We start from the raw sequence: 21,471 nt of genomic DNA, 5'->3' as shown, positions 1-21,471 counted from the left end.
GCAGGTTACTTCGTCAGGATCAGCTTGTTCTGCGAGGTCAAACGCAGGCGATAATTGTCCTCGCCATGCGCGATGATGATCTCGCGCTCGGCCGCAAACAGCTCGCGGCTGTCGATCCGGCTCCCTCGCATAATGAGGGTTCTCGTTGTTGCAGAAGGGCTTTGTGTCGGCCCTGCCGCATCGCCGTCGCTGTCTCCGGACGTTGCTGACATGGTAGGTGTGATGCGCTTTCGAAATTTCAGATGCGTCTTGCTTGTATAAGCGGCGCGAAGCGCATTCCAACGGCGACGATTTACAATCGATATAAACTGCAACCTGATGTCATTGACCGTCGAAGTGTTGCCACGTAACCAATTAAGGCAGCGGACAGCTTGTCCGCGTCTCGAGAACATCAGCCAGCCAGTCGTTCGCTTTGCGAACGCACGCCAGCCAAAAGACTCCAAAAAGTGAAGTGCAGGCTGGGGCTGATATGGCTGACGGGGCTAGGTATTCGCGCGCCCTTATTTTGGGCGCGTCGGTGGTTTCAATTGCGGCATTGGTGACGGAGAGCGGCCTCGCGCAGACTGCTCAGCCGCAAGCCGAGAGTGTGTCGCCGGAGCGGCCGAAGCAGGCCAAGCGCAAGCAGCCCAAGCCGCGGGTCGCGCAGCAGGCGGCGCCCGATGCCATGAACGCCCGCGCCCAGGCCGGCGGCGTCGCGCCCGTTCAAGCGCTCGACACCATCACGGCCGCGGCCTCAAAGACCGAGGAGCGTGCCGTCGATGCGCTTGCGCCGGTCAGCGTCGTGACGTCGGCGCAGATCGAGGCGCGGCAGGCCAGTACCGTCGGCGATCTCATCTACAACGTGCCGGGCGTGTGGGTTCAGAATCGCGGCGACGAGCCGTCGACCTCGATCAACATCCGCGGCTTGCAGGATTTCGGCCGTGTCGCTGTCGTCGTCGACGGCGCGCGGCAGAACTATCAGCGGACCGGTCATTTCGCAAACGGCTCGTTCTTCCTCAATCCCGAGCTGATCGGCGGCATCGACATCGTCCGTGGCCCCACCGCCAACATCTACGGCTCCGGTGCGATCGGAGGTGTGGCGTCGTTCCGTACCAAGGACATCGAGGATGTCGTGCGCGCGGGAGAGCGATGGGGCGTGGACGTCAAGACCATCCTTGGCAGCAATTACGGGCGTGCGCTCGGCTCAGCCTTCGGCGGCGTCCGCGTCAATCCGGATGTCGACGTGTTCGCCGGCGGCACCTACTCCACGCAGGAGAACTACAAGGACGGCACGGGCTTCGAGGTTGCCAATACGGGCAACCGCCTCACGAGCGGCATCGCCAAGCTGACGGTGCGGCCTGCGGACGGGCACGAGGTCAAGCTCGGCACGATCTTCCAGGAAGACATCTACCGCGTGGGCCAGCCGCCACGGCGCGTCGGTGATCCCAACTCGACCAATGCGAACGGCACCAACAATCTCGGCGGCACGTCGATCTACGCATCCAATGTCAAGAACTACACCACGACGCTCGGCTGGAAATATTCACAGCCGGACAATCCATGGGTCGATTGGGACGCGAAGGTGTACTGGAATCGCACCGAGAACGATCAGGTCAAGAGCGCGCATACGAGCGTAACGCCGTCGGTCTATTGCGGCGGCGTGCCTGGAAATGCCGTGTCGGGCTGTATCGGCAGTAATCGCGGATATCTGCTCGACACGATTGGCGTCGACGTGCACAACACGTCGCGCTTCGAGACCGGAAGCTGGCGTCACGCGTTGACCTACGGACTGGACGCGTTCCAGGACAAGGTATCGTCGCGCGACACGACCGGCACGTCGGAGGTCACGACGCCCGGCGGTCAACGCACGGTGTCTGGCGGTTTCGTGCAGTGGAAGGCGAACTATACCTCGATGCTCGAGGTGATCGGCGCGCTCCGGTACGATAACTATCAGCTTTCCTCGGCTTCCTCGTCGTCCGGCGGCGATCGGCTGTCGCCGAAGATCACGGTTGCGCTTGTTCCCACCGCGGTCGTGACGCCGTATGTCAGCTATGCCGAAGGCTATCGCGCTCCATCGATCACGGAGACGCTGGTCAGCGGGCCGCATTCGGGTGCCACGATCAACGACTCCTTCTTCCGCTGTCCGTCAGGCACACCGGGACCGGGCGCGGATTCGACTTTCTGCTTCGTGCCCAATCCGAACCTGCGGCCCGAGGTCGGCAAGAACAAGGAGATCGGCTTCAACATCAAGAAGAATGACCTGTTCACTCCGGGTGATACGCTGCGCGGCAAGATCAACGTATTCCGCAACGACATAACGGACTTCATCGATCAGGTCGCCTACGGAAATCCCCTGGTCGTTCCCACCGGTCCGCCGCCGGCACCGAGCATCACCGTGCTGCCGTTCCTGCAATATCAGAATGTGGCGTCGGCACGCATTCAGGGCCTGGAAGCCGAGGCGATGTACGACGCAAACCTCTGGTTCCTCGGTCTCTCCGGCACTTATCAAAATGGCAAGAACCTGCAGACGGGGTTTGGCCTGTACAGCGTTCCACCGCAGAAGATCACCACGACGGCCGGCGTGCGCCTGCTCGACCGTACCCTGATCCTCTCGGTGATGTGGACATCGGCCATCGCCAATTACGACATCCCACTGAGCTACACTCCGGCGACCTCGTACGATCTCGTGAATCTCTATGCCCAATATCAGCCGACGTCCGACCTCACGCTCAATTTCTCGGTCGAGAATCTCTTCAACCGGTACTACCGGCCTTACGCCATTCCGGTCGGCAGTACCGGCGATACGCAGAACGACGTGAAATGGGCGAGCGCCGGCGCGGGGCTCGTGATCAAGGGAGGCCTCAAGTACCACTTTGGCGGCACCTAAACAGACTGCCGGCGATCCCGATGGGGGCCGCATCGGCCTCCAAAGCCACGCCGATGTCCCCGGCGTGGTTTCGGCGCGTTCTGAAGACCCGATCGGCGTTCGCCGATCTGCATGACTGACAGGAGAAGAGTCGAATGTTCATCGCCATGAACCGTTTTCAAGTGAAGAAGGGCGCGGAGACCGCGTTCGAAACCGTCTGGGCTACCCGGGAATCCTATCTCGGCAGCATGCCGGGCTTCGTCGAGTTTCATCTCTTGAAAGGCCCCGAGGCCGAGGATCACACGCTCTATTCCTCGCACACCACCTGGGTCGACAAGGCGACGTTCGAGGCCTGGACGCGCTCGGATCAGTTTCGTCGTGCCCATGCCCGCGCCGACAATCCGACCGGCGAGAGCCTCTATCTCGGCCATCCCAAGTTCGAAGGTTTCGAGGTGATCCAGAGCGAGCGCAAGGCCGCGGCTGCCTGAGGCAGCGCGAAACACGAAAGGAGCTGGACATGCTGAGCACCGATCTCGCCGATCTCAAGGCGTATATGGCCGACAACCCCGGCGCGGTGATCGAGGACGTCGCGCGCGAGCGCAAGGTCACGTCGCGTGCGGTGATCGAGGCGCTGCCGTCGTCGATGGTTCGGGTGGGGGGCGGCGGGCATTTCGTCGCCGCCATGCAGGACATTGCCGCGTGGGGCGAGGTGACGCTGATCGTGCACACGGATGACGCGATCTTCGAGTTCACCGGCGCGATTCCCGCGGGCGAGATCGGCCGCGGCTATTTCAACCTGATGCAGCCGAAGGGCTTGCACGGCCATCTCCGCCACGAGCGCTGTGCGGCCGTTGTTTTCGTCGAGCGTCCGTTCATGGGCAAGACTTCCGCCTTCGTCGCCTTTGTCAATGCGGACGGCGGCATCATGTTCAAGGTCTTCGTCGGGCGCGACGAGACTCGGGCGCTGCGTGCGGACCAGCTTGTGCGGTTCCGGCAGCTTGCGGATCGCACGGCCGCGCCGGCCGCGTAGCTTTCTCTGTCTGTCGGGAGATCAGGCATGCGAAGCATTTCCAGCCTTCGGCACATGATTGGATCCATCCTGCTGGCGGCGCTCGCACCGACTCCAGCTTTCGCGATCGACGAAGCGCTGTTGCCGCGCAATTTGTCGCCCTGGGGCATGTTCCTCGGCGCCGATATCATCGTGAAGACGGTGATGGTGGGGCTCGCCGTCGCCTCGCTGGTGACGTGGACTGTGTGGCTCGCCAAGTCCATCGAACTACGCCGCAAAGGCGCGCTCGCCTTGCAGCGGACGCGCGCGCTCGAAGGCAACATCAAGCTGATCGAGGCGGCAGAACAGACCGGCGACGCACACGACGCCGTCGCCCAGCTCATCCAGTCCTGCGTGAAGGAAGCAGAGCTCTCCGGCGGTATCCTCGACGACGGCCTTCAGGAACGCGTGGCGTTGCGGCTGGAGCGGGTCGAAGCCGCGATGTCGCGGCAGATCGCGCGCGGCACCGGCGTGCTTGCGACCATCGGCGCCACGGCGCCATTCGTCGGTCTGTTCGGCACGGTCTGGGGCATCATGAATTCCTTCATCCGTATCTCCGAGAGCCACACCACGAGCCTCGCAGTGGTCGCGCCCGGTATCGCGGAAGCGCTGCTCGCGACCGCGCTCGGCCTCGTCGCCGCGATTCCGGCGGTCGTGATCTACAATCACCTCGTCCGCGGGATCGCCAATTACCGGGCGCTGTTGGGCGATGCCTCGGCGCAGCTCATGTTGCTGGTGAGCCGGCAGCGCGACCACAGGGAGTTCCGCATGGCGCGGGCGGCGGAGTAGGCCATGGCCGCGAAGCTCGGCGCACGGTCGGGATCGCCGCTCAAGCGCGGCGATCCGGATGATCTCGACGTCACCCATGAGATCAACGTCACGCCGTTCATCGACGTGATGCTGGTGCTGCTGATCATCTTCATGGTGGCTGCCCCACTTGCCACCGTCGACATCGGGGTCGAGCTGCCGGCGACCGCGGCCGAGCCGGCGCCGCGGCCGGACAAGCCGGTCTTCCTCACCGTGAAGCCGGATCTCTCGATCGCGGTCGGCGAGGACGTCGTCGCCCGCGATGCGCTCGGCACCTCGCTCGATTCCGCCACCAAGGGCCGCAAGGACGAGCGCATCTATCTGCGCGCCGACAAGGCCGTCTCCTATGGCGACCTGATGGAGGTGATGAACAGCTTGCGCAACGCCGGCTATCTGAAAGTTGCGCTGGTCGGCCTCGACGGACGCAGCTGATGGTCGCGAACGCCTTTGCCCTGCACGAGCCGCTCGGCGAGCGGGAGGGGGCACAATGGAGCGTAGCGGCCGCGGTGATCGTGGCGTTGCACGTCGCGGCCGCGCTTCTTGCGACGAGTTGGCTCAAATCGCAGCCCGAGCGGGGCGTCAGCCTGCCGGCGATCATGATCGATATGGCGCCGGTGACGTCGGCACCGCATTCGGTGCAGGACGACGTCGCGCCGGGACCGGTGATGCAGGAGGCCGACGCCTCGCCGCCGGAGCCGGTGCAGCAGCAGGCCGTCGAGGAGACCATCGCGCCGACGCCTCCGCAGGAGAAGCCGGACGTCGTCGCGCCGCCGGAGCAGAAGCTGGAGCCGACACCGGCCAAGCCCGAGCCGGCGCAGATCGCGCCGGTCGAAAAGCCTGCGCCGGCGAAGCCGAAGCTGGTTCGTCGCGAGGCCAGGAAGCCGTCGGAGGCGATGCCCGCACCGCGCACCAGCGCTCCGCCGCGCGCCGAGCGTGAGGTGCCGATGGCATCCGCGATGAGCGCCGGCGCGGTGGCCGCCGTGATCGCATCCTATAATCAGCGGGTTCGCGCGCATCTGATGCGCTTCCACCAATATCCGTCCGGCGGCGGCGGTCAGCGCGGCGTTGCCAGGCTCAGCTTCACCGTCAGCCGCAGCGGACAGGTCACGTCGAGCCGGCTCAGTGGCTCGTCCGGTGTTGCCGCGTTCGACGCCCAGGCCATGTCGATGGCCCGCCAGGCCTCGCCATTTCCGCCGATCCCGGACGAGATCAAGAACGGCGTGATGAGCTTTACGATTCCGGTGGAGTTTACGGTGAGGTAGCTCGGTCTCTTCACCTCGCCCGGCTCGCGGGGAGAGGTCGGCGCGAAGCGCCGGGTGAGGGGGGACTCTCCGCGCGTCGCACTATTGCCTGCTTCGTGGATAGAGCCCCTCACCCCAACCCTCTCCCCGCAACCGCGGGGAGAGGGAGAGGAGAGAGCGTCAGCTTATTTCGCCTTCAGAAAATCCGCGACATCGAGCAGCATGAACTCGTCGTCGTCGGCCTTGTTGGGATCGCGGCTGGACGAGAACGGCAGATTGTTGTCGTTGCCGACGATGATGTGGGTTTCATCGACACGATCGACGTTCTCGATGGTGAAGAACGGGAAGGTGTAGACGCCGTCATTGAGCGGCTTCTTCGCCTTCTTGTCGGGATCCCTGATCTTCAGGAGGTCGATATAGCCGATCTTGCGCACGGGCTTGCCGACATTGGCCTCCGTGAGCTCGATCTTGTAGACGCGCTTGAACTTGGCCACGTCAGGGAAGCAGTTCTCGCCGCGGGTGCCTTGCGGGCAGGCCTTGTCGGGCGTGCCTTCGCCGTTGTCGCGCTCGATGATCAGGCCGGCGCTCGGATCGATCATGTTGAAGTCGCCGATGGCATTGCCGTTCTGCTCGAACACATACTGCCAATAGCGGCCGGTGAACTTCTCCGCGGCGACGTCGAATTCGAGGATGCGCGAGGCTTCCTTGCCGTCGACTTTCTCCCAGTCCTTCTTCTCGGCATCCCACAGCGGGCCCTCGAGCAGGCCGTAGAGAAACTTGCCGTCCTTCGAGGAGGCGAAGCCCTCATAACCCTTGGAGCGACGCAGGTTGACGTTGCTGTAGGTTGCGCCCGGCGCGGCCGGGGTCGCCACCGCCCAATGATCCGGCGAGCGCACCGGCTTGCCGTCGGCGACCGTCTCGAACAGCCCGAGAATCTTGCCGGTCTTGTCGGCTTTCAGGATGTAGGGGCCGAACTCGTCGCCGATCCAGAAGGTGTCACCGATAATCTGAAAACCCTCGGTGTCGAAATCGGAGCCGGTGAGATAGCGCCTCTCGGTGTCTTCATGCACGATGCGAAACGGCACGCGTCTGTCGGGATCGTGCAGGAACACGGTTTCCATCCGCTCGATCTTGCCGCTGGCCCAATCCATCTTGTAGCGGTTGAGGTACAGCATCGAATCCGGTGAATTGGCGCGCGCGCCCATGCCGTTGTCGGTGATGACCCAGAAGGTGCCGTCCGGCATGGTCTTGATGCCGGAATGACCCTGCAGCGGCTGGCCCTTGAACGGCAGCGACACGCCGGTCGCCCGCTCATAGGACTTGCCCATCACCGTGCCGAGCGCGTCGACCCGCTTGCCGGTGGTGTATTTGCCGGATGTCTTGAGATCGGCGGGCGCGTCTGCCGGCGCGTCGATGAACGTGGCAGCCGGCATCACCACGTGGCCGGCGAGCTTGGCGGGGAATTCACCTTCGCTCTGCGCGAGCGCGGAGCTCGCGGTAAGAATGATCGTTGCGACGGTGCCAAGAAAAGTCGCGCGCATGTGCGTCTCCTGTTAACGGAGACCGTCTTATGCGGACTGCGCATTGCAGATTTGTGAAGCCGGGCCAAACGCCGCGGCCGACGGTTATTTTCTTCCGGAATGATCAGGCGATCTTGCGGGAGAGGAAGCCGCGGATCAGCGGGACCATTTCGTCGAACTTGTCCTCGAGCGCGAAATGGCCGGTGTTGATGAGGTGAAATTCCACTTGGGGCAGGTCGCGTTTGTAGGGATGGGCGCCATCGGCCGGGAAGATGAAATCGTTCTTGCCCCAGACGATCAGTGTCGGCGGCTTGTGCTTGCGGAAATAGGCCTGTACCGCGGGATAGAGCGGCAAATTGGTCCGATAGTCGTAGAACAGGTCCATCTGGATTTCGCTGTTGCCGGGACGGTCGAGCAGCGCCTGATCCTGCACCCAATTGTCGGGTGAAATCCGGCTGACGTCGGACATGCCGTCGGTGTACTGGAATTTCGTCGTTTCCAGCGTGACCAACTTCATCAATGCCTGCCGGCTGGCATCGGATCCGTCGGCCCAGTATTGCTTGATCGGATTCCAGAACTCCTTCAGCCCTTCATCATAGGCGTTGCCGTTCTGCACGATCAGGCCGCTGATGCGCTCCGGATTCTTGAGCGCGAGGCGCCAGCCCACGGGAGCTCCGTAATCCATGACATACATCGCATAACGGGTGACGCCGAGCTGGTCGAGCAGGCCGCCGACAAGCTCGCCGAAACGATCGAACGTGTACTTGAATGTCGCGCGCGGTGGCATCTCGCTCTGGCCATATCCAGGATAGTCGGGAGCGATCACGTGGTACCTGTCGGCCAGTGCCGGGATCAGGTTGCGGAACATGTGGGAGGAGGTCGGGAAGCCGTGCAGCAACAGCACAACCGGGGCGTCCTTTGGGCCCGCCTCGCGGTAGAAGATCTTGATCCCGTCGACGGTCGCGGTTCGATGATAGGTGACCGGATAGGCACTGGCGGTGTGTGCGTCGCGCTCCGGCTTCGCGGATGCTGCCGTCGAAGAAAATGCGACAGCCGCTCCGGACAACCCAAGAACGAGACGGCGACGATCGAGGAGCGATGGCTTGCGTGTGGTCTCCGCGGTTTTCATGTCAATGTCCTTTCAAAACGATGAGTTCGCCGATGGCCGCGAGGCGTTTTTCAAACGCCCTGATAGACCAGCCGGGTGAAGAAGCCGGGATCGATCACGAACTGCCCCCATATCGCGTCGAACGCCGCTGTCGGCTTCGCCGCAACGGTTTCATCCCGCGTTCGTCCCTGCTTCTTGAGGCGGGCGACGTTGTCGCGAATCCCGACGAGCATGTCGCGAAAAGCCTGGAACTCGGCTTTGTTGCCGACGGGTTTGCCATGCCCGGCGATGACGATCGTGTCCTTGTCCATCGCCGCGAGATTGGCGTCGCATGCAGCGATCATCCCGTCGATGCTGCCGCCGGTCGAATAGTCGATGAACGGATAGATGCCGTTCCAGAACATGTCGGCGACGTGAACGATGTTGGCTTCCGCGAAGGTGACGGAGATATCGCTGTCGGTGTGCGCGGGCCCGTAATACTTCAGGCCGATCGAGCTTCCGTTGAGCTTGAGCTCGCGGCTGTCGGCAAAGACTTCGCTGGGGATTCCGCCCGCGCCGAGCGGAAGGAAATTGTAGTCCCAGTCCTCGACCCGCTGCACTTCGGCAAGGTGTTTGCGGGTGTTTTCCTGCGCAATGATTTTGGCGCCGGCTGCATGCAGCCATTCGTTGCCATCGGCATGATCGAAATGCCAGTGGGTGTTGACGAGATGGGTGACGGGATCGGCGCCCAGATCAGCCAGCGCTTTGGTAAGCTGGGGGCGTGAGACGCGGATGCCCGCATCGATCAGGACTTTGCCATCTGGTCCGGTCAGCACGGCGATGTTGCCGCCGGAGCCTTCCAGCACGGTGATGTTGTTTCGGAGCTTGTGCGTGACAATCGGCGATACCGCAGCACTGTCCTTGATCAGGCTGACGATGCCTCGCGCTTCTGCGTAGGCTTGCCTGGGGCTGAGCCATCCCGAAGCAGCGGCGGACGCAGCGGCGCCGACGCAACACAGGCAGAAACCGCGTCGAGATAACGACGGGAGCTTTGGCGAACGCATGCAATTCTCGCTTTCTCGAGCGACAATCGAGGCGCCAATGATCGACCCCGCTGTCACGATGGAGCGTGGGGCCAATACAGCAAGCAGTCTATCACGATAGCACGATCGACTGCGCTTGCGCGCAGCCGCGGGTTACTCCTTTACCGCCCCCGTCAGCGACGACACGTAGTAGTCGACGAACAGCGAGTAGAAGATCGCAACCGGCAGCGAGCCGAGCAGCGATCCCGCCATCAGCGCCCCCCACTGGTAGACGTCGCCGGTGACGAGCTCGGTCAGGATCGCGACCGGCACCGTCTTGTTGGCGCCGCTCTGGATGAAGGCGAGCGCGTAGATGAACTCGTTCCAGGACAGCGTGAAGGAGAAGATGCCGGCCGAGATCAGGCCGGGCACCGCCAGTGGCAGCGTGATCCGGCGCAGGATCTGGAGCCGTGTGGCGCCGTCCACCAGAGCGCATTCCTCGAGCTCGTAGGGAATCGACTTGAAATAGCCGATCAGGAGCCAGGTGCAGAACGGCACCAGGAAGGTCGGATAGACCAGGATCAGGGCGAGCGGGCTGTCGAACAGGCCGAACTGCACGACCACGGTTGCGAGGGGAATGAACAGGATCGACGGCGGAACGAGATAGGCGAGATAAATGCCGAGGCCGACATAGGGGCTGCCGCGGAAGCGCAGGCGTTCGATCGCATAGGCGGCAAGCGTGCTCGCGATCAGCGACAGCGTGGTCGAGCCGATCGCGACCAGCATCGTCGTCCATAGCCAGCGCGGATAGGCGGTGTTGAACAAGAGGTGCTTGATGTGCGCCAGCGTCGGCGAGGAGATCCAGAACGGATTGTGCTCCTTGTAGTTCATCAGCTCTGCGTTCGGCTTGAATGACGTGATCGTCATCCAGTAGAACGGAAACAGGAGGATCAGCACGAAGCAGCCGAGCGGCAGATAGATCATCATCAGCCGCCGCAACCCGGAATCCCAGGCCATGGTGTCCGGCGGTGTGGTGGCGACGGCGGCCGGTTGGGCGGCGGTATCAGTCATTGCTCTCTCCCTGCTGCCATTTGCGGCGCGCCAGGCCGAAATAAGAGAACAGCGTCGCGAACACGAGGAACGGGATCATCGACACCGCGATCGCCGCGCCCTCGCCGAGCTCGCCACCGGCAATGCCGCGCTGGAAGGCCAGGGTTGCCAGCAAATGGGTCGAGTTGCCGGGGCCGCCGCGGGTGATGGCGTAAACGAGCTGGAAGTCGGTGAAGGTGAAGATGATCGAGAAGGTCATGACGATGGCGAGGATCGGCATCATCATCGGGAAGGTGATGTAGCGGAACCGCTGCCAGGCGCTGGCGCCATCGAGCATCGCGGCCTCGTAAAGCGAGGGCGAAATGGTCTGCAGGCCCGCCAGCAGCGAGATCGCGACGAAGGGAATGCCGCGCCAGATATTGGCGGCGATCAGCGAGAAGCGCGCCGGCCAGGGCGAGCCGAGGAAGTCGATATTGGTGGTGCGCCAGTGCAGCACGTCGACCAGAAGGTAGGAGATGATCGAGAACTGCGGATCGTAGATCCACCAGAACGCCAGCGCCGAGAGCACCGTCGGCACGATCCAGGGCATCAGGATGATCGCACGCAACAGGCTCTTGAACGGAAAATGGTTGTTGAGCAGCAGTGCGAGCCAGAAGCCCAGCGCGAACTTCCCGAAGGTCGCGATCCCTGTGTAGACCACGCTGTAGAACACCGCGTTCCACCACAGGGAATCGGTCAGCAGATACTGGAAATTCTCGAAGCCGACGAAGACGCCTTTCCTGCCGATCGTGGTGTCGGTGAAGGCGAGCCAGATGCCGAGGCCGAGCGGATAGGTCAGAAACACCGTGAGCAGCCCGATCGCGGGTGCGAGGCACATCACGATCAGGACCGGCTTGTAGTCGAACAGGCGCACCAGCCAGGACGGCTGCCGCTGTGCGAGGGCGAGAGTGGGAAGTGTGGTCACGGACATCGGTTTGTTGTCCCGTCTCTGGAAGTCACCACGCCCGTCATTGCGAGGAGCGAAGCGACGAAGCAATCCAGGCTGTGACCGCGGGAACAGGCTGGATTGCTTCGCTTCGCTCGCAATGACGTGCTTCTGTGCAGCGTTACTTCTGCCGCCGGAAGTACCGCTTGCAGCGCTGCTCGGCTTCCGCGGCCGCGGCTTCCGGCGTGGCAGCGCCGGTCGCGACGGATGCGAACATCTGGATCAGCACGTAGTCGGCGCTCACGGCACCGGTCGCAGTCGAGATCGGGCCCGCGTAACCGTCGTAATAGGTGCTGTTCATGGTGTTCTTGAACAGCTGCACCTTGGGATCCTGCGACCACACCGAGGCCTCGGCATAGGCGGCCAGCGGCTGGGACCAGTAGCCGGAATTGGCGTTGAGCCACGGCTCGTACTGGTCCTTTTCGAGCATGTATTGCAGGAAGGCCTTTGCGGCGTTGGGGTACTGGCTGTGCTTGAACACCATGGCGTTCAGCGTCAGGCCCGCCATCGGAGAGACCTTGGCCAAGCCCTTCGGCAGCAACTGATGCTCGCTGTCGTCGGCGATCGCCTTGGTCGCCGGATCGTTCTTCAGCGAGAAATACAGCGAGACGCCGTTGGCGGTCAGCGCGATCTCCTGCGCGGCGTAGGCGCGGTTGTTGCTGACGTCATTCCAGGACGTCGTGCCGGCGATGAACGTCGGGTAGAGCTGCTTGACCCAGTTCAGCGCGGCGATGGTCTCCTTGCTGTTGATGACGACGTTGCCCTCTTCGTCGAGCAGGGCCGCGTTGTGCGACCATAGCGCCCAACTTGCGAACCCGTTGCCGTCTCCCTTGGCGTTGCCGAGCGCGAAGCCCGCCGGCTTGCCGGCCTTCTGGAGCTTCTGGCAAAGGTCGAGAATTCCGGCATGGTCTTCCGGCACCTTGTCGAAGCCGACCGATTGCAGGATCGACTTGCGGTAGATCACGGGGCCCGCGGTGGCTCCGAACGGCAGCCCGATCCAAATGGGGCTCTTGTTCTTCTTGCCGTAGCGCTGCGCCAGCGGCAGCCAGCCGCCGTACCGCTTGCCGAGATAATCGGCGACGTCGGTCAGCTCGACCAGCTTGTCGACATAGATGTGCGGTGCGTCAGAAAAGCCGATGATGATGTCGGGACCGGCGCCGGAATTCGAGGTCACCGCGGTCTGCTGGTTGATGTCCTCCCAGCCGACGAAATCGACCTTGACCTCGACGCCGGTCTCCTTGGTGAATTTCGCCGCATTGGCGCGGAATACATCTTCGTCGGCCTGGACGAAGCGTACCGGTCGCAGCATGCGCAGGGATGCGCCTTTCTCGATCGGCAGTTTCGGTGTGGGGACGTCCGCGGCCTTGATCGCGGATTGGGCATTTGCCGGAGCACCGGTTGCCGCGATTGCCGCAGCGGACAGGCCCAGCGCCAAGGCATCACGACGTGTGATGTCGTTCCTCATCGGTTCCTCCCTATATGTTTCCCTTCCCGGCGTTGGTCGCCGGTGAAGGGTCTTTCCGGTTGCCGGCGCGCCTTCGCGGCCGCCCGCCTAGCTGTTCGGGCCGCGGTCCATGCTGACAGGCTGCCAGCGGCGGAGCGCGGTGTCTTGCAGCACCGACGGATTGACGCAGCTTACCGGCCACATGCCCTGAAGCACCAGTGACAATTCGTAGCCCACCCGGCGCTTGCGCGCCTCGTCAAACCGTGCCGAGGCGGAGGCGACATGGGCGGTCAGGGTGACGTTTTCCATGCCGAGCAGCGGATTGTTGTGCGAGGGCGGCTCTTTCTCCAGCACGTCGAGGGCGGCATGGGCGATCCAGCCCTCCTGAAGCGCCTTGATCAGGCTTTCCTCGTCCACGGTGGCGCCGCGGCCGGTGTTGATGAAGACCGAGCCCTTCTTCATCTGCCGGAAGTGCTTCTCGGTGAGCATGTGATGCACCTCGGGCCGTGCGGGGGCGTGCATCGAGAGGAAGTCGGATTGCGACAACACCTCGTTCAGCGTCGCCGGAATCACGCCGTGGTCGGACATCAGCGTTTCCTGGATGAAGGGATCGTAGGCCATCATCCGCAGGCCGAACGGAGCTGCGCGTTTCGCAACTGCACGCGCGACGCGGCCGAACGAGATGAAGCCGAGCGTCTGGCCCATCAGCCGCGGAATCTTCGACAGCGCCGGCCGGCCTTCGGCCCAGCGGCCGCTGCGTACCATCCGGTCCTGCTCGACCAGCCGGCGGAAGCCCGCGAGCAGCAGCATCATGGCATGGTCGGCGACCTCCTCGATGAAGGTGTCGGGGATGTTGGTGACGGGAATGCGGCGCGCGGTTGCGGCCTTGATGTCGACGCTGTCGACGCCGACCGAGCCGAGCGTAATGACCTTGCAGCTCTCCAGCGCGTCGATGATGGTCCTGGTGATCGGGATGCCCTTGGCGTAGATGGCGTCCGCTGTCTTCGCGGCGGCAATGAACCCGGCCTCGTCGGCCGGCGCCTCGACGATCTCGGCGTCGATCGGATCGAGCGCTTCGCGCTCGTAGGAATAATCGCTGCTCGCGACCGTGAAGCTCGCGCCCTTCGGCGTCACCACCCTGTATTTCGGCATATCCTGCTCCCGATTTGGTTTCTTGTTGTGACCCGGACTTTGCGCGGGCCTTTGCGTCTTTTACGCGAAATCAGGGCGGTTGCGTACAATCGGCGGTTGCCGTGGCGGCGATTTGTACGACGGCGCCGACGTTTCCTCCGGGCTTTTACGGGGCGCTCCGTAACAGGTTGCTAAGGGCTCGCCACTAAAAGTTGATTCAATTGCGATCGATTCCCTCGCGCGTCCTTATCCCTTTGTTGCCGGAGCATCCCGTGAAATTGAGCAATCTGAAGATCGCCCCCAAGCTCGGCATTCTCGTCGGCGTCACCTTGTTCGGCCTGTGCATCTCCGGATTTCTGGCCGGCTATTTGATGAAGCAGGAGATGGTGAACGCGCGTATCGAGCAGGCCAAGGCCATCGTCGACATGGGCCGTAACTATGCGGTGGCGCTGAAGAAGCGGGTGGATGCGGGCGAGATGACGAAGGACGCCGCGATGGCTGATCTTCGCCGCTACGGCAACGCGATGACCTATGACAAAGGCGCCGGTTATCTATTCGGGACGTCCTATGACGGTATCACGCAGCTGGCACCAGATCCAAAGCAGATCGGCACCAACCGCATGGAAGTTCTGACCAATGGCCGCAAACTGTCCTTGGAGCTGATGAACGGCGCGAAGGCTAACGGTTCAATCCTTTTGACCTATGAATACGCGAAACCGGGCCAGGAAGGCTTGATCCGGAAGATGGGCTACGCGGTGGCCGTCCCCGAACTCGAGATGTATCTCGGCACCGGCGCCTATCTCGACGACATCGACGCAAAGATGGGCCCGGTCTACTGGCTGCTCGGTCTCGCCATGTTCGGTATCGTCATCGTCGCCGGAAGCGTCGCCTGGCTGCTCGGCCGCAGCATCAGCCGTCCCTTGGCGCTGCTCGGCGCCCGCATGAAGGATCTCGCCGAGGGCAAGCTCGAGGGCGACATTCCCGGCGTGGGCCGTGGCGACGAAGTCGGCGCAATGGCGTCGACCGTCCAGATCTTCAAGGACAACGCACTGCGCATTCGCGACCTCGAGAGGACCGAAGCCGATGCGAAGGATCGTGTCGCGGAGGAGCGTCGCAGCGCGATGGAGGGCATCGCCAGCGAATTCGAACGCAGCGTCAACGGCATCGTCCGATCGGTCTCCTCGGCCGCAACGGGCATGCAAGCCACTGCGCAATCCATGACCGCGACCGCTAGCGACGCCTCTTCCCGTGCGGCGACCGTCGGCGCGGCCTCGCAGAGAGCGTCGGGCAATGTCGGCACGGTTGCCGCGGCGGCCGAAGAGCTGTCGAGCTCGGTTGCGGAAATCTCGCGCCAGGTCACCCGCTCGACCGAAGTGGCGAGCCGTGCCGTCAACGACGCCGAGCGCACCAATGCCACGGTGCAGGAACTCTCCACCGGCGCCGAGAAGATCGGCGAAGTGGTCAAGCTGATCCACTCCATCGCGGCACAGACCAATCTGCTCGCCCTCAACGCCACCATCGAGGCGGCGCGTGCCGGTGAATCCGGCCGCGGCTTCGCCGTCGTCGCTTCCGAAGTCAAGGCCCTGGCCAACCAGACCGCCAAGGCCACCGAGGAAATCTCCGCCCAGGTCGCGGCGATGCAGACCTCGACCAGCGATGCGGTCGCCGCCATCGGCGGCATCACCCAGACCATCGCCGAGATGAGCGAGATCACCGCGGGTATTTCCGCGTCGATCGAGCAGCAGGGCGAGGCCACCCGCGAGATCGCCCGCAACATCCAGTCGGTCGCCGCCGGCTCGAGCGAGATCAACGCCAATATCGGCAGCGTCACCTCGGCCGCGGAAGCGACCGGCACGGCGGCAAGCGACGTGCTCACCAATGCCCGCGACCTCGACAGCCAGTCCGGCGCGTTGCGCAGCGCAGTCGACGGCTTCCTCGCCAAGATGCGCGCGGCGTAAGCCGCCACACCAGAGCGATCCATCTACTCCATCGTCATGCCCGGGCTTGTCCCGGGCATCCACGTTCTGGGACACCGTACGCGTCGATAGGCGTGGATGGCCGGGACAAGCCCGGCCATGACGGAAAATGCGGAGCGCGCAGCTTCGCGAGCCCCTACTGCTTCTCGATCCCCGCCTCCCGGATCAGCTTCTCCCACAACACCAGCTGTTCGTTCACGAACGTGCCGAGCTGCTCGGGCGTGCCCGAGAAGGCGTCCATGCCGAGGGTGGCGAGCTTGGCCTTGATCTCCGGCTGCTCGATGATCTTCCGGATCTCTGCATTGAGCCGCGTCACGATCTCCCTGGGCATGCCGGCGGGTCCGAAATAGCCCTGCCACGACGAGATGTCGAAGTCCCGCACGCCGGCCTCCTGCATCGAGGGCAGGTTCGGCACCAGCGGCGAGCGGTCCTTTGTCGTGACGGCGAGCGCGCGTAGCGCGTTGCCCTGGACATGCGGCAGGCCGGTCAGGATGTCCACGAACATCATCGAGACGCGGCCGCCCATGACGTCGTTGAGCGCCGGCGGCGAGCTCTTGTAGGGCACGTGCAGAAGATCGAGCCCGGCATTGTGCGCAAAGGTCGCGCCCGAGACGATCGCCGAGGACGAGCCCGAGGCGTAGCTCAGCTTGCCCGGATTTGCCTTGCCATAGGCGATGAGTTCGCCGACGGTCTTGGCCGGCACCTCCGGGTGGATCACCAGCATGAAGGGCAGGTCGCCGGTGCGCGCGATCGGGGTGAAGTCCTTGACTGGATCGTAGGTCAGGCTTTTGAGCAGATAGGGATTGGCCGAATGCGTGGTGTTGGTGGTCACCAGCAGCGTGTAGCCGTCGGGCGCGGCGCGCGCGACATAGGTGGCGGCGATCATGCCGTTGGCGCCCGCCTTGTTCTCGATGACGATGCCGACGCCGAGTGCCTGCGACAAATGCTGCGAGATCAGCCGCGTCGTGGTGTCGGTGCCGCTGCCGGCCGCGAACGGCAGCACCAGCGTGATGTTGCGGCTCGGATAGTTGTCGGCCTGCGCAGCGGATGCGGCGGCGAGACAAACGGCGGCCGTGCCGATGGCACGCAGGTTTCGGATCAACGCTGAAAGCATGTCTGTTCGTTCCCTCTTTTTTCGTTGGCGGGGAACCTAGCGTCTCCTCGTCGAAATCGGAAGGCGCGAGTTTGTCGCCTCGTCTCGCGGCGCGGAATTACTTCACCGCGGATCCCTGGCGCGAGGCGATCACAACGCCGGCGAGCACCAGCAGGTAGCCGATCAGGTGGAATGGCTGGATCTTTTCGCCCAGCAGCAGGATCGCCATCGCCGAGCCGAACACCGGCACCAGATGGAAGAACGGCGCGGCGCGGTTCGGGCCGATCAGCGCCACGCCCCGGTTGAAGAACAGATAGGCCAGCGTCGAGGGAAAGATCAGGATGTAGCCCAGCGTCGCCAGCGTCACCCCGTCGAGTTGCAGGACGCGGCCGCTCCAGGCCTCCCAGATCGCGGTCGGCAGCAGCATCGTCGCGCCGCAGCAGGTGGTGAAGGAGAGAAAGGACAGTTGGTGGATCTTCGGCCGCCGCGGGATGAAGGCGGAGTAGATCCCGAACGCCACCAGCGAGGAGGCGAACATGATGTCCCCCCTGTTGAAGCTGATGCTCGCGAGCGCGGCGAGATCGCCGCGCAGGATGATGATCAGCACGCCGAAAAGCGAGATCGCGATGCCGGCGAGCTGCGCACCGGTCAGCCGCACGCCGAACAGCACCAGCGACCACAGCGCCACGAACAGCGGTCCGGCCGACTGGATCAGCAGCGCGTTCAGCGCCTCCGTGTACTGCATCGCCCAGTACGAGATCGCGTTGTTGAAGGCAAAGCCCACCAGCGACAGGAACAGCATCAGGGGCAGGCTCTTGCGCAAATTCGGCCAGTCGCGCTTCAGGTGCGGCCAGGCGAAGGGCAGGAGGATCAGGAACACGCCGAACCATCGGATCGTGGTCACCGTCAGCGGCGGCACATGCGCACCGACGTGGCGCGCGAGCACGATGTTGCCGGCCCAGAACAGTGAGCTCAGGCTAAGCAGCAGATAAGGCTGGTTGTTGAGCCAACTGGCCGGATTGGAGGCCGGTGGCGCGGGCGAAGCGATCGTCATTGGCGTTGGATACAAGCTTGCGCCGGATGTACGTCGTGACACAAGTCACGCGGCCGCAATGCTACAATGCAGGCATGACCAGAGGAGGCGGGATTGGCGGTTAATATGTTGAACATCGACGGCCTGGAGCGGCTCGATCCGCATGCACCGGTGGTGATGTTGAACCTGATGCGCTTCCACGCGCGCTCGGGCGACGGCGACGGTTCCGGCTGGGACGCCTATTTGCGCTACAGTGCGGTCACGGTGCCGATGATCAAGGCGCGCGGCGGCACGCTGCTCTGGACCGGCGACGCCAAGGCGGTCGCGCTCGGCCCGCAGCAGGGCAACAACTGGGATTTCGCGGCGCTGGTCTATTATCCCACGGTTGCGGCTTTCGTCGACATGATGACGTCGGAGGCCTATGAGACCGAGGCCGATCCGCATCGCCTCAACGCCTGCGCCGAGCACGTCATCATTGCGACGAACGAAGCGTACAGCAAGTTCAAGACGAAATAGCCCTCGCTGCCGCGCCGCGCTTTTCCCTCTCCTACGGCGGAGAAGGAGGACCTATGCCGCCTGCTTCCGTGACGCCACGAACACGCCGGCCAGCACCAGCGCGAAGCCGATGAAGTGGAACGCCTGCGGGTGCTCGCCCAGAAATGCCATTGCCATGATGGAGCCGAACACCGGCACGACATGGAAGAACGGCGCGGCGCGGTTGGCGCCGATCAGGCGGACACCGCGATTGAAGCAGAGATAGGCGAGCGTCGAGGGGAACACCGCGACATAGAACAGGGTCAGGAGGTTCGGCCCGTCGAGCTTCATCACGGGGCGCGCGGACAACTCCCAGATCTCCAGTGGAATGAGACAGGCAGCACCGCAGCCGAAGGTGAAGGCGAGGAACGACAGGCCGTGCATCGGCGGCCGCTTCAGGGTCAGCACCGAATAGAGCGCGAAGATGATCAGCGCGACGACGAAGATGAGGTCGCCCTTGTTGAAATCGATGTTCGACAGCGTGGTGAAATCGCCATGCAGCAGAATGATCAGCACGCCGCACATCGACAGCAGCACGCCGAAGGCCTGCGCCACGGTGAGCCTGACACCGAGGATGGCGAGCGACCACAGCGCCACGACGAGCGGCGCGGCCGACTGGAGCAGCAACGTGTTGAGCGCCTGCGTATGCTCCAGCGCCCAATATTGCAACGTGTTGAAGGCACCGATGCCGGTGATCGAGAGCGTGACCATCAGGCCGAGCTTGCCGCGGATCGCGGGCCAGTCCTGCGCGAGGTGTTTCCAGGCGAACGGCAGCACCAGCAGGAAGGCGAAGAACCAGCGCAGGAACGACAGCGTCACCGGCGGGATGTGACCGGCGGCGAGCCGTCCGACGATGGCATTGCCGGCCCAGCACAGCGCGGTGATGCTGAGCAGCAGATAAGGCTGGTTGGCGATCCAGTTGTGGCCGGATGTTTCCGTGTTCGTGGTCTGGCCGGTGGCGGACATTGTGATTGTTGTGGCCCCGCGTCATGCGCCAAGCCTCCGGCCCGGCGGCACCCGGGCCGGCTCGTAACCCGGCTCCCTCAAAGACACGGAAATCGAGGTTGCATCAACGGGGGCCGGATGCATCGCGACCATGCAGCGGTGGAAGCAGCCTCTCACGCTTTGGTCGAAGCCATTGCGCTTGTCGCGAAGGGTTCTGAATTTTCCGGGGATATCAAAGGCTTGGAGCGCGCTCGCGGCCCCAAAAAGGCCCCGTTCTTGCTTGCTTACAGAGGCTGCATCCTTTATCCGGTTGGCTGCCTCGCGTTCGAGCGGCCCCGGCCGTGATTGGGCTGGGCGCATCTAACAGATTGCATAGGGATTACCCGCGAATGGCCAATGTTGTCGTCGTCGGCGCCCAGTGGGGCGACGAAGGAAAGGGCAAGATCGTCGACTGGTTGTCGGAGCAGGCGGACATCGTCGTCCGTTTCCAGGGCGGCCATAACGCCGGCCACACGCTGGTGATCAACGGCAAGACCTACAAGCTGGCGCTGCTGCCCTCGGGCGTGCTGCGCGAGCAGAAGCTGTCGGTGATCGGCAACGGCGTCGTGTTCGATCCCGCCGCCTTCCTCGACGAGGTCACCAAGCTGCGGTCGCAGGGCGTCGCGGTCAGCCCGGACAATCTGCGGGTCGCCGAGAACGTCACCCTGATCCTGCCGCTGCATCGCGAGCTCGACGCGCATCGCGAATCCGCCAATGCGGCGACCGCGATCGGCACCACCCGCCGCGGCATCGGCCCGGCCTACGAGGACAAGGTCGGCCGCCGCGCCATCCGCTTGATGGACCTCGCCGATCTCGACACGCTGCCGCACAAGATCGACCGGCTGCTGGCGCATCACAACGCATTGCGCCGCGGCCTCGGCCTGCCGGAGTTCGACGGCAAGGAGATCCTGAAGGAATTGACTGCGCTCGCGCCGCAGCTCCTGCCCTATGCCGAGACGGTGTGGCGGCTGCTCGACACCAAGCGGCGCGAGGGCAAGCGCATGCTGTTCGAAGGCGCGCAAGGCGCGCTGCTCGACGTCGATCACGGCACCTACCCTTACGTCACCTCGTCCAATACGGTGGCGGCGCAGGCCGCGACCGGCTCGGGCCTTGGCCCCGCCGCGGTCGGCTATGTGCTCGGCCTCTGCAAGGCCTACACGACCCGCGTCGGCCAGGGCCCGTTCCCGACCGAGCAGGACAACGCGACAGGCCGCAAGATCGGCGAGCGCGGCCGCGAGTTCGGCACCAATACCGGGCGGCCGCGCCGCTGCGGCTGGTTCGATGCGGTTCTGGTTCGCCAGGCGGTCCGGACCTGCGGCATCAACGGTTTGGCGCTGACCAAGCTCGACATTCTCGACGGCTTCGACACGATCGAGGTCTGCACCGGCTACAAGCTGGACGGCAAGGAGATCGATCATTTCCCGGCGGGCGAAGGCGCCCAGGCCCGGGTCGAGCCGATCTACGAGACCATCGAGGGCTGGAAGGAGCCGACCGCCAATGCGCGGTCCTGGGCCCAGCTGCCGGCCCAGGCGATCAAATATGTCCGCCGGATCGAGGAATTGGTGGGGTGCCCGGTCGCACTGCTTTCCACCAGCCCCGAACGCGAGGATACTATCCTGGTACAAAATCCGTTTGAGGCTTAACGATCTCTTACCGGGACGCGCGTATAAT

Annotated in this window: 20 protein-coding genes; 9 read left to right on the top strand and 11 right to left on the bottom strand. The window is 63.7% G+C overall.

The window, feature by feature from the left end:
• Positions 1-5: 5 nt before the first annotated feature.
• Complete coding sequence (locus tag AC0L27_RS24240) at positions 6-212, bottom strand: hemin uptake protein HemP (RefSeq protein ID WP_354060862.1); 207 nt, start codon at positions 210-212, stop codon at positions 6-8.
• 257 nt (positions 213-469) lie between these two features.
• Here AC0L27_RS24240 and AC0L27_RS24235 point away from each other — a divergent pair, with 257 nt between their 5' ends.
• The 6 genes from AC0L27_RS24235 to AC0L27_RS24210 all read left to right on the top strand — a co-directional run bounded on the left by AC0L27_RS24235 (position 470) and on the right by AC0L27_RS24210 (position 5,962).
• A complete protein-coding gene (locus tag AC0L27_RS24235) occupies positions 470-2,866 on the top strand; it encodes a TonB-dependent hemoglobin/transferrin/lactoferrin family receptor (protein ID WP_354204778.1) in 2,397 nt (798 codons plus the stop codon).
• A gap of 134 nt (positions 2,867-3,000) precedes the next feature.
• Positions 3,001-3,333 carry a heme-degrading protein HmuQ gene (hmuQ, locus tag AC0L27_RS24230; protein WP_354204780.1) on the top strand — a complete coding sequence of 111 codons (333 nt, stop codon included), beginning with the start codon at positions 3,001-3,003 and terminating at the stop codon, positions 3,331-3,333.
• 29 nt (positions 3,334-3,362) lie between these two features.
• On the top strand, positions 3,363-3,875 hold the full coding sequence (hutX, locus tag AC0L27_RS24225) for a heme utilization cystosolic carrier protein HutX (RefSeq protein ID WP_354204782.1): 513 nt from the start codon (positions 3,363-3,365) through the stop codon (positions 3,873-3,875).
• Between the two features lie 27 nt (positions 3,876-3,902).
• Entirely contained in the window at positions 3,903-4,682 is a 780-nt protein-coding gene (gene exbB / locus AC0L27_RS24220) for a tonB-system energizer ExbB (RefSeq protein ID WP_473320554.1), read from the top strand.
• A 3-nt stretch (positions 4,683-4,685) separates the two neighbouring features.
• Entirely contained in the window at positions 4,686-5,132 is a 447-nt protein-coding gene (exbD, locus tag AC0L27_RS24215) for a TonB system transport protein ExbD (protein WP_354204786.1), read from the top strand.
• The gene (locus AC0L27_RS24210; RefSeq protein ID WP_354204788.1) at positions 5,132-5,962 is read left to right on the top strand and encodes an energy transducer TonB family protein; all 831 of its coding nucleotides are present in this window, start codon (positions 5,132-5,134) and stop codon (positions 5,960-5,962) included. Before exbD ends, AC0L27_RS24210 begins: the two co-directional genes overlap by 1 nt.
• A gap of 164 nt (positions 5,963-6,126) precedes the next feature.
• Here the strand turns inward: AC0L27_RS24210 and AC0L27_RS24205 are convergent, their stop codons facing one another.
• The 7 genes from AC0L27_RS24205 to AC0L27_RS24175 all read right to left on the bottom strand — a co-directional run bounded on the left by AC0L27_RS24205 (position 6,127) and on the right by AC0L27_RS24175 (position 14,201).
• Positions 6,127-7,482 (bottom strand): esterase-like activity of phytase family protein, encoded by a 1,356-nt coding sequence (locus tag AC0L27_RS24205; protein ID WP_473320553.1) that lies wholly within the window; start codon positions 7,480-7,482, stop codon positions 6,127-6,129.
• 103 nt (positions 7,483-7,585) lie between these two features.
• Positions 7,586-8,590, bottom strand: a complete 1,005-nt coding sequence (locus tag AC0L27_RS24200) for an alpha/beta fold hydrolase (protein ID WP_354204792.1) — start codon at positions 8,588-8,590, stop codon at positions 7,586-7,588.
• Positions 8,591-8,640: 50 nt separating this feature from the next.
• On the bottom strand, positions 8,641-9,612 hold the full coding sequence (locus AC0L27_RS24195) for an MBL fold metallo-hydrolase (RefSeq protein WP_354204794.1): 972 nt from the start codon (positions 9,610-9,612) through the stop codon (positions 8,641-8,643).
• A 132-nt stretch (positions 9,613-9,744) separates the two neighbouring features.
• The gene (locus AC0L27_RS24190) at positions 9,745-10,641 is read right to left on the bottom strand and encodes a carbohydrate ABC transporter permease (RefSeq protein WP_106942023.1); all 897 of its coding nucleotides are present in this window, start codon (positions 10,639-10,641) and stop codon (positions 9,745-9,747) included.
• Positions 10,634-11,590: a carbohydrate ABC transporter permease gene (locus AC0L27_RS24185; protein ID WP_354204797.1), complete on the bottom strand. Its 957-nt coding sequence runs from the start codon at positions 11,588-11,590 to the stop codon at positions 10,634-10,636. The genes AC0L27_RS24190 and AC0L27_RS24185 overlap by 8 nt, the downstream gene beginning before the upstream one ends.
• A 136-nt stretch (positions 11,591-11,726) precedes the next feature.
• Complete coding sequence (locus AC0L27_RS24180; RefSeq protein ID WP_354059826.1) at positions 11,727-13,070, bottom strand: ABC transporter substrate-binding protein; 1,344 nt, start codon at positions 13,068-13,070, stop codon at positions 11,727-11,729.
• A gap of 87 nt (positions 13,071-13,157) precedes the next feature.
• Positions 13,158-14,201, bottom strand: coding sequence for a C-terminal binding protein (locus AC0L27_RS24175; protein ID WP_473320551.1), 1,044 nt, complete (start codon positions 14,199-14,201; stop codon positions 13,158-13,160).
• A gap of 251 nt (positions 14,202-14,452) precedes the next feature.
• Here AC0L27_RS24175 and AC0L27_RS24170 point away from each other — a divergent pair, with 251 nt between their 5' ends.
• The gene (locus AC0L27_RS24170; protein ID WP_473320550.1) at positions 14,453-16,138 is read left to right on the top strand and encodes a methyl-accepting chemotaxis protein; all 1,686 of its coding nucleotides are present in this window, start codon (positions 14,453-14,455) and stop codon (positions 16,136-16,138) included.
• Between the two features lie 154 nt (positions 16,139-16,292).
• On the opposite strand, the gene AC0L27_RS24165 is transcribed toward AC0L27_RS24170, so the two are convergent.
• Both AC0L27_RS24165 and AC0L27_RS24160 read right to left on the bottom strand, forming a co-directional pair.
• Positions 16,293-17,270, bottom strand: coding sequence for a Bug family tripartite tricarboxylate transporter substrate binding protein (locus AC0L27_RS24165; protein ID WP_354256875.1), 978 nt, complete (start codon positions 17,268-17,270; stop codon positions 16,293-16,295).
• A gap of 97 nt (positions 17,271-17,367) precedes the next feature.
• Positions 17,368-18,303, bottom strand: coding sequence for a DMT family transporter (locus tag AC0L27_RS24160; protein WP_354204802.1), 936 nt, complete (start codon positions 18,301-18,303; stop codon positions 17,368-17,370).
• 105 nt (positions 18,304-18,408) lie between these two features.
• Between AC0L27_RS24160 and AC0L27_RS24155 the strand changes: the two genes are divergently transcribed.
• Positions 18,409-18,798, top strand: coding sequence for a DUF1330 domain-containing protein (locus AC0L27_RS24155; protein ID WP_473320591.1), 390 nt, complete (start codon positions 18,409-18,411; stop codon positions 18,796-18,798).
• A gap of 51 nt (positions 18,799-18,849) precedes the next feature.
• Here AC0L27_RS24155 and AC0L27_RS24150 read toward each other — a convergent pair whose 3' ends face one another.
• Positions 18,850-19,782 (bottom strand): DMT family transporter, encoded by a 933-nt coding sequence (locus tag AC0L27_RS24150; RefSeq protein ID WP_354204806.1) that lies wholly within the window; start codon positions 19,780-19,782, stop codon positions 18,850-18,852.
• A gap of 368 nt (positions 19,783-20,150) precedes the next feature.
• Between AC0L27_RS24150 and AC0L27_RS24145 the strand changes: the two genes are divergently transcribed.
• Entirely contained in the window at positions 20,151-21,443 is a 1,293-nt protein-coding gene (locus AC0L27_RS24145; protein WP_354204808.1) for an adenylosuccinate synthase, read from the top strand.
• Positions 21,444-21,471 lie beyond the last annotated feature (28 nt).

Source organism: Bradyrhizobium sp. Ken51 (assembly GCF_055807435.1).
Note: the sequence above shows the minus strand (reverse complement) of the source record. Positions and strands in the feature narration are given on the sequence as shown.